The organism is Sabulicella flocculans, assembly GCF_045449635.1.
Taxonomy (GTDB): Bacteria; Pseudomonadota; Alphaproteobacteria; order Acetobacterales; family Acetobacteraceae; genus Roseococcus.
Window position 1 is genome coordinate 1 of record NZ_JBJJBR010000040.1, and the last position, 7,348, is coordinate 7,348.

At 70.5% G+C, this 7,348-nt stretch carries 10 protein-coding genes; all 10 read right to left on the reverse strand.

Features of this window, described 5'->3' with window-relative positions:
• Window positions 1–451: hypothetical protein (locus tag ACI6QG_RS19215; RefSeq protein ID WP_407026203.1), on the reverse strand; the 451-nt coding region annotated here is incomplete at its 3' end.
• Between the two features lie 34 nt (window positions 452–485).
• Window positions 486–773, reverse strand: coding sequence for a hypothetical protein (locus ACI6QG_RS19220; RefSeq protein WP_213611130.1), 288 nt, complete (start codon window positions 771–773; stop codon window positions 486–488).
• Entirely contained in the window at window positions 770–970 is a 201-nt protein-coding gene (locus ACI6QG_RS19225; RefSeq protein ID WP_407026204.1) for a hypothetical protein, read from the reverse strand. The genes ACI6QG_RS19220 and ACI6QG_RS19225 overlap by 4 nt, the downstream gene beginning before the upstream one ends.
• 145 nt (window positions 971–1,115) lie before the next feature.
• Window positions 1,116–1,925, reverse strand: a complete 810-nt coding sequence (locus ACI6QG_RS19230) for a DUF3489 domain-containing protein (RefSeq protein ID WP_407026205.1) — start codon at window positions 1,923–1,925, stop codon at window positions 1,116–1,118.
• Window positions 1,926–2,034: 109 nt separating this feature from the next.
• Window positions 2,035–2,403: a hypothetical protein gene (locus ACI6QG_RS19235; protein ID WP_407026206.1), complete on the reverse strand. Its 369-nt coding sequence runs from the start codon at window positions 2,401–2,403 to the stop codon at window positions 2,035–2,037.
• A gap of 100 nt (window positions 2,404–2,503) precedes the next feature.
• Window positions 2,504–3,781: a site-specific DNA-methyltransferase gene (locus ACI6QG_RS19240; RefSeq protein WP_407026207.1), complete on the reverse strand. Its 1,278-nt coding sequence runs from the start codon at window positions 3,779–3,781 to the stop codon at window positions 2,504–2,506.
• Window positions 3,771–5,258 (reverse strand): site-specific DNA-methyltransferase, encoded by a 1,488-nt coding sequence (locus ACI6QG_RS19245; RefSeq protein ID WP_407026208.1) that lies wholly within the window; start codon window positions 5,256–5,258, stop codon window positions 3,771–3,773. The genes ACI6QG_RS19240 and ACI6QG_RS19245 overlap by 11 nt, the downstream gene beginning before the upstream one ends.
• Before the next feature lie 431 nt (window positions 5,259–5,689).
• Window positions 5,690–6,244 carry a DUF6456 domain-containing protein gene (locus ACI6QG_RS19250; protein WP_407026209.1) on the reverse strand — a complete coding sequence of 185 codons (555 nt, stop codon included), beginning with the start codon at window positions 6,242–6,244 and terminating at the stop codon, window positions 5,690–5,692.
• Window positions 6,234–6,464, reverse strand: a complete 231-nt coding sequence (locus ACI6QG_RS19255; protein WP_407026210.1) for a hypothetical protein — start codon at window positions 6,462–6,464, stop codon at window positions 6,234–6,236. Before ACI6QG_RS19255 ends, ACI6QG_RS19250 begins: the two co-directional genes overlap by 11 nt.
• On the reverse strand, window positions 6,461–6,988 hold the full coding sequence (locus tag ACI6QG_RS19260; RefSeq protein ID WP_407026211.1) for a crossover junction endodeoxyribonuclease RuvC: 528 nt from the start codon (window positions 6,986–6,988) through the stop codon (window positions 6,461–6,463). Before ACI6QG_RS19260 ends, ACI6QG_RS19255 begins: the two co-directional genes overlap by 4 nt.
• Window positions 6,989–7,348: the final 360 nt, after the last annotated feature.

Consider the following 7,348-nt stretch of genomic DNA (forward strand, 5'->3'; position numbering starts at 1 on the left):
TATGGCTCTGCAAAATGGTCTGCAGCAAATGCGGGTCCACGCTGATCTCGGCAGCGATCAGCCCTGACACGCGCGCCGGCCAGTTCAACAGGGCGTCGCGCATGGTGCTGCCGATCTCGTCGAGCGCGGCATTGGCCTCGGTGACGTCGAGCAGGCGGCGCTTGGTCTCATCCAGCGCGAGGCGCTGCGCTTCCACCTTGAGGGCCAGCTGCGCCACCTTGAGGCGGGCGAAGGGCGTGCCGTCCCCAGCGTTGCCCGCACTGCCGCCGCGCACCAGCGGGGACCGCACAGGATCGGCGGTCTCCACCAGGCGACGACGGGTCTTGTCGATGTCCCACTGGCCATCGGGCTCGCGGGTGATGCGACTGGTCTGCTCGGCCTTGCGCAGTGCGGTCTCGGTGATGCCGATGCGACGTGCGGCCTCGCGGGTGGAAGGGGTCAGTTCGGGCACGGCGGCATCTCTCCCGCCGCGCGCGGGGTGTGGGTCAGGCAGCGCGCCGCGCGCGCTGGCGAGCTTGCTCGAAGGCAGCGACGGCCGCCGGCCAGTCCAGCGTCGTGTCGGCGCCAATGGTGCGCACGGGCGTGAGCGTCACGCGCGCACGGCCCCAGTAGGCTCCGTCCAGCGTGGCGATCCAGCCAGCGAGGCCCTGCCGCGCCAAGCCGTCGCTCGCCGTGGCGATCTCCTCGGCCGTAGGGGGCGCCGCCCGCCCCAGGCTCACGTGTCGGCCATCCTGAGCCAGCACGATCCAGCGGCGTTCCCCCCGGCCGCTCATCGCGCCCGTTCCGCTTGGCGGATCTGCTCCAGCAGCTCGCCAAGCCGGCGGCGCCAGTTGCCCGCGCCTTCGATGCAGTAGGCAGGGCCGTAGCTCCCGCTGCCGCCTTGCCGCGCGCGGCGCAGCCAGTGCGCGTGGCTCAGGCGGGCATGGTCGGCGAGGCCCTTGAGCTGCGTGATGGTGTCCGTCTGGTGCATCGTCCGTCTCCGTGCTGCGCGGCGGGATGGCTGCGCGTGACGGACGCTTCGCGCTGTGGTTCGGCACAGCCAACTCGAGAAAGCGCCGCGGATGCTGATGATCCGCGGCGCTCATGATGATGTACGGAGCTGTGGCTGCGCCGCGTCAGTCGGCGATGCGGTAGATGCTGTAGGAGCCGCGCGCGCCCTCCTTGTTCGGTCCGACCTGGCGGACCCGCTCCAGCACCTGGACCTCGATGCCCTGGCGCTTCTTGAGGCCCGCAAAGAACCCGCGGACGGTGTGCTGCTGCCAGCCAGTGGCCTCGCTGATCTGCGCGATGGTGGCACCCTCCGCGCGGCGGAGGAGCGCCAGCACCGTCTCCTGCTTGGTCCCCTCGCGCGCCTTCCGCGGCGCCGCCGGGTCGCGCGGCGTGCGTGCGGGCTTGCCGGCGAGGGCGGCGCGCAGCTGCTCGACCGCCTGGCCGATCGGGTTGTCGGTCGCGTCCTGCACGGGGCTGGCATCCCAGGCGGCCAGGAAGGCCATGGCGGCATCGCGCAGGTTGGCCCGCCGGGCGCGCGTGGGCGCCGCCTGGGGTGCAGTGGTGGCGTTATCCGCCGGCGCGGCGTCCTCCCCGCCCGTGGGCGCCGTGCGCGCGTCCTGCGCGGGTTCCTCCCGGTGGTGCTGCGTCGCGTCGTCCGCCGCCGTGCTGTCGTTCTCGTTCGGGTCGATGCCGATGGCGCGCAGCCCCTCGTCGGTGATGCGCGCCACGATCCAGGTGCCGTCCTCATCCTGGCGCCAGCCGAGCCCGACATGCTCCCGGGGCGCGTTGATCTCGGTGAGCAGGCTGGCCTTGATCATGCTGCGGAACACCGCGTTGCGGGCGGCGGCAGGGAGCGACTTTGGCGCGCGGGCCAGGCCCATCTCGTGCTGCGCGGCGGCGGTGAGGATCACGCGTTGGGTGTCGGAAAGCTTCATCGTCGGGGTCTCCGGTTCGGCACCCGATCAGTCGGGTGCTACCAGCCCGAGCCCCGCGGGGCGTCCCGGCGGGGCGGTGGCGGCGCCGCGTGGCGGCGGGCGCGGCGCGTCAGTCGTTGCGCGCGTCGTCGGCGGCGATGCCCTCGCTGATCACAAAGCCCGTCAGGTAGGGCAGCCCGGCAGGGATGCCGGTCTCGCGGCTGGTGCGGAGCCCGATCCGCCAGCCCATCCAGGTGGCGGTAGCGCGCGCGATGGCGTCGGGCAGGGTGGCGCCGGCGTGGAGGTGGTTGCTGACCTCGTCTGCGAAGTGGCGGCCGTGGCGGCTGTCGAGGAAGGCGCGCACCGAGTCCGGATCCGTGCCCGTCGCGTCGTGGATGACCGCGAAGGCGATCGGCCAGGCGGCCGCGGCGCGCTCGCCCATGGTGCCCCAAAAGCCCCAGGCCTCGTTCTTGGTGGGGAGGATGGTGGGGTTGGTCATCGTCGTCTCCGTCCTGGTGCCGGGGGCCATCCCCTGCGCGTGACGGACCATTCGCGCTGTGGTGCGCGGGAGCCAAGCGAGATGCAGCGTTATCTCATTGCTATGATTGGGCTTTCTCGATCATCAATCGAGCCGCGGACACATCGGCGAAGCTGCGATCCTCGCCGTCCAGCGTGGCGGTCTCGCCGGTCATTGCCTCCCAGCGCTGCAGCGTCACGTCGCAGTAGGCGGGGTCGATCTCCATCGCGAGGCACACGCGCCCGCTGGTCTCCGCCGCGATGATGGCGGTGCCGCTGCCGCAGAAGGGCTCGTATATCGCGTCCCCCGCCTCGCTGTTGTTCAGCATCGGTCGGCGCATGCACTCCACCGGCTTCTGCGTGCCATGCACCGTGGCGAGGTCCTCGGGGCCTGCGCCGATCGACCACAGCGTCGTCTGATCCCGCGCGCCCTGCCAATGGCCTGTCGCGCCCTTGCGGACGGCATAGAGGCAGGGCTCATGCTGCCAGTGATAGTCCCCGCGTCCGAGCACCAGCCGCGGCTTGGCCCAGACGATCTGGCTGCGCACGATGAAGCCCGCCGCCTCCAGGCTCTCGATGACCGTGCGGGCGTGCACGCCAGCGTGCCAGATGTAGGCGACATCACCAGGGAACAGCGCCCAGGCCGCGCGCCAGTCGGCGCGGTCGTCGTTGGCCACCTTGCCGGTGCGGATGGTGGTGGAGACGCCCGCGTCGTTGCGCCAGGAGGGGTCGTAGTTCACGCCGTAGGGAGGGTCCGTGACCATGAGGTGCGGCTGTGCGCCGGCGAGGAGGCGAGTGACGTCGGCGCTGCTGGTCGCGTCGCCGCAGAGCAGGCGGTGGCGACCGATGCGCCAGAGATCGCCGGGGCGCGTGACAGGGTTGGCGGGCGGCTCGGGCGCCGGTTCGTCCGGGTCGCCCTGCGCCGCAACTTCATCACGCGATGCGTCGAGGCTGGCGAGCAGCTGCTCCAGCGCATCGCCCGAGAAGCCAAGCACGTCGAGGTCCACGATGGCCTCGTCACGGATGCGGGCGATCTCCGCCGCCAGCAGCGCCTCGTCCCAGCCGGAGTTCAGCGCGATCTGGTTGTCGGCCAGCCGCAGGGCGCGAGCTTGAGCCTCGGTCAGGTGCGCCAGGCGGATGGCGGGCACCGCTGCCATGTCGAGGCGCTTGGCGGCCATGACGCGGCCATGGCCCGCGACCAACACGCCGGCGGCATCCACCAGCACCGGGTTCACGAAGCCGAATTCGGCGATGGAGGCGGCGATCTGCGCCACCTGGTCCGACGAGTGCGTGCGGGCGTTCTCGGCGTAGGGGATGAGCGAGGCGAGCGGGACGGTGGCGACGGCGATGTCAGGCTGCATCGGCGACTGCCTCCCCGGCGCGCGCGGCGGCGACCGCGTCGTAGTCAGGGCCGATACCGTGCCCGCCATCGTCCAGGATCACCGGCAGTTCGGGATGCAGCATCCGCCAGCGGGCGATCGCCAAGTCGACGTAGGCCGGCGCCAACTCGATCGCGCGCACGCGGCGCCCGGTCCGCTGGCCGGCGATGATGGAGGTGCCGGCACCTGCGAAGGGCTCGAACACGACGTCGCCCTCGTCGGTGTAGGCGCGCATCAGGAATTCGGGCAGCGCCACCGGGAACACTGCGGGGTGCTCGGTCTCGATGCCGCGCGCCTTGTGGCGGGTGATGCGCAGCACGCTGTCCGGGATCCGGGTCTCCTGCACGCCCTGGCCGGCATGCTGCCATTCGCCGACGGTGCCATCCTTCGCTCGCAGCCCGCCCTTCTCGGAATTGACGTGCCCCGCCCAGCGGCAGGGGATGATCTTGTTGGGCCGGCGCGCCTCTCGATTGAAGTGGAAGAGCAGCTCGAAGGCGGGCGACAGCCGCCCGTTCCAGTCGCCGGGCAGGCCGGGTCCCTGGTCCCAGGCGTAGAGGCCAAAGCGCCGCCAGCCCTGCGCGCGCATCCAGTCGAGCCAAACGGACCAATAGGGCTGCCACTCATTGTCGCGATGGATCAGCCCGAGGTTCACCAGCACCTGCGCGTTACGCGCGAGCGCCGTGTCTAGGTGGGCGAACACGCCCTGCATGAGCGCGTCCCAATCGGAGACGCCGCCGGTGGTGTAGTCGCGCTGGTTGCCATAGGGCGGGCTGGTGAAGAGCAGCGCTGCCCGCTCCGGCCCCATCACGCGGGCGATGGTCGATGGATTGGTGCTGTCGCCGCAGGCGAGGCGGTGCTCGCCCAGGCGCCAGATGTCACCCACGCGCGCGACGGCCTGGCGCGGCGGGTCCAGCTCGGCGTCGGCAGGGTCATCCTCCGCCGCTGCCGCCTCCGTCCCCGCCGCGCCGTCCCCGCTCCCCTGAACCGCGGGCGCCGACAGAGCCTCGGGCGCGTCGCCGTCGGACACGGCATCTCCAGCCGCCGCGAGGATGTCGTCGAGTTCCGCGGCCGAGAAGCCGAGCGCTGCAAGGTCGAGGTCTGGCGCCGCCTGCACCGCGGCGAGCGCGTCGCGCAGCAGCGCCTGGTCCCAGGTCGCGTTCTCTGCGATGCGGTTGTCGGCGAGACGCAGCGCCTCCTTCTGCGCTGCGGACAGATGCCGCAGCACGATCGTCGGCACCTTCCCGATGCCGAGCGCCACCGCGGCCTCGAGCCGGCCGTGCCCGGCGATCAGCACGCCCGCCTCGTCGACCAGCAGCGGGTTGGTGAAGCCGAAGGCCAGCATGCTGGCCTTGATCTGCTCGATCTGCGCCGCACCATGCACCCGCGCATTGCCAGGATGCGCACGCAGCTCCGCCACCGGGCGCAGCAGGATCTTCGCTGCCATCCAGGGGAGCGTCATGGGGCCATCCGAGGTCAGGGGTGAGGGCCACGCGCCTGGCGTGGCGATGGTTCGCAGCTACGGCGCTGAAGTCACACGGAAAGGGTGCGAACCATGCAAACCGTGGGTGCGAATCGAGTGCGAACCACGACAGCCATGGTTCGCACTCAAGCGATTGAAATCACGGGCGAAGGGTGCGAACTGCGAACCTGTTTTTTGGCCTGGCGCTAGCGATGTTGCACGCTTCCGCCCCCCGCATACGCCGGGCCCAGGAAGGACCCTGCAGCTCGCGAGCCACAGTGGCAAATCAGCGGACGAGTGGCTCAAGAGCCGCGGTGCTCGACGCACCTTCTCGACGTGTCACCACCATAGCCAACTCGATTTGCAAGCCGCCAGCGGGTGAATTGTAACAGCCCGATCGGGACGGTGGAGACCGCCCCGATTGCACGTCGTCACGCCGCCTGCTCTCGCGGCGTAAGCCCGAAGTGCATCGCCAGGATGCCAAGGCCTGCGACCAGCATGCCACCGGCGATCGGTTGCGGGACTGGCCTGCCGCTCCAGCCTCTGCGTGCGGCCCATTCGCGCACCGACATCTCCAGGCCCACGACGAACCAGATGCAGGAGCCGGCCGGGCTATCATGCCCACCCAGCGCGTCCAGCGCCGCGAGCACACGCCGGCGCGCGTCGATCTGGCGATTGGAGAGCCGGTCTGCCGTCGAGCCTGGCAGCCGGATCAACTGCGACGTGGACATGCTGTCGATCGCCGCGCTGCGGAACAGCGTGCGGAAGATGCTGCCCGCCTCGTGCATCTGCGGCGTGATCGTGCCGTTGGCCAACATCTGCCCAAGCGTGTCCACCGCACGGCGATGCTGCACAGGGCTGCCGGTTTCGGGATCCGCTTCGCGGACCGGCTCCGAGAATCCGCCGTGCTGCAGCCGCCACTTGGAGGGCTTCGACAGATCCTCGTGCTTCGACGTTACCCGCTTTGCCTTGCGCTTACCGGCCATGATGGCTCTCCCCGTTACGACGCCCCCAGCGCCGGTTGGCTTCGTTGGTGATGGCCTGTCGCAGCCAGTCGTCGGTGATCTCGGCGACTGGCAGCGCGGCCACGCCGTGTCGATGCCAGGCAGCCGCGCGCATGGCGTTCACCTCGCTCTCGTTGGTTGGGCTGCGGGTGCCGCGGTCGAGGCATGAGCGGGGCTGTTGCGGTGCGCCGTGGATGCTCATGCGCGGCCTCCGGTGGGCTCGGTCGCCCAGAGCAGAAGGGCGATGGCATCGGCCTCGTTGTCGTCGGCAGGTCGAAAGCCGCGGGCTTGGATGGCCGCGATCATCTTCGCCTTGTCGGCATTGCCCTTGCCGGTGGCGTAGCGCTTGATCGTGCCGACCGGCACGCCCTCGTAGGGGACGTCGTGCTCCTCGCACCACGCGGAGAGGTGCGCGAGGAAGCCGCCATAGAGGTGCGCGGCGTCGGTGCCGGCGTGGGAGCGCACCTCCTCGAAGGCGATGCGCGTGAGGCCGCCGGCAAGCGCTGCCAGCTCGCCGAGCCAGCTGCGGAAGCGCAGGTAGCGCATGCCGCCACCCTCGAAGCGGCTCGGGCGGAAGGTGACGGTGCCGGAGGTGATGCCACCGTCCTGGCTGCGCAACGCCCATCCAGTGGTGGTGCCGAGATCGAGCGCGAGCACCGCGTGGCGTGCCAGGTTGATCGCAGGTGGTTCGGCGATGGAGGGGCCGCTTGCGTGCGCCGCGGGCATGGGGAGAGTCGCGAGAGCCATGGGGTCTCCAAGAGGGGATCGTCGTGGTGAGGGCGGCGACGGCGCGGTTCTTGGCGGAGCTCGCCGTCGCTGCCCGGCTTTCCGGGATGGCCCTCTCGGGGTGGACCACGAGCCCGAACCCGACCGCTCCGGGTGTGGTGTGCGCGCGCCGTTGAGGCGCGCACGCACACCCCCCGTAGGGGGGTGGGATTTTGCGGAACTTGCGGAACTTGCCTAGGTAGGGAACCAATACAACCCATTGAATCGTTTGTGCGTTTCGCCACTGATTGAGGTTCAGCGGTGGAGATTGGCCATGGCGCGGTTGTTCTGGTTGTCCGAGCAGGCGTGGACGGTGCTGGA

Coding starts and splice junctions, on each gene's coding strand:
- ACI6QG_RS19220 (WP_213611130.1), bottom strand. CDS start 773: ATGAGCGGCCGGGGGGAACGCCGCTGGATCGTGCTGGCTCAGGATGGC.
- ACI6QG_RS19225 (WP_407026204.1), bottom strand. CDS start 970: ATGCACCAGACGGACACCATCACGCAGCTCAAGGGCCTCGCCGACCAT.
- ACI6QG_RS19230 (WP_407026205.1), bottom strand. CDS start 1,925: ATGAAGCTTTCCGACACCCAACGCGTGATCCTCACCGCCGCCGCGCAG.
- ACI6QG_RS19235 (WP_407026206.1), bottom strand. CDS start 2,403: ATGACCAACCCCACCATCCTCCCCACCAAGAACGAGGCCTGGGGCTTT.
- ACI6QG_RS19240 (WP_407026207.1), bottom strand. CDS start 3,781: ATGCAGCCTGACATCGCCGTCGCCACCGTCCCGCTCGCCTCGCTCATC.
- ACI6QG_RS19245 (WP_407026208.1), bottom strand. CDS start 5,258: ATGACGCTCCCCTGGATGGCAGCGAAGATCCTGCTGCGCCCGGTGGCG.
- ACI6QG_RS19250 (WP_407026209.1), bottom strand. CDS start 6,244: ATGGCCGGTAAGCGCAAGGCAAAGCGGGTAACGTCGAAGCACGAGGAT.
- ACI6QG_RS19255 (WP_407026210.1), bottom strand. CDS start 6,464: ATGAGCATCCACGGCGCACCGCAACAGCCCCGCTCATGCCTCGACCGC.
- ACI6QG_RS19260 (WP_407026211.1), bottom strand. CDS start 6,988: ATGCCCGCGGCGCACGCAAGCGGCCCCTCCATCGCCGAACCACCTGCG.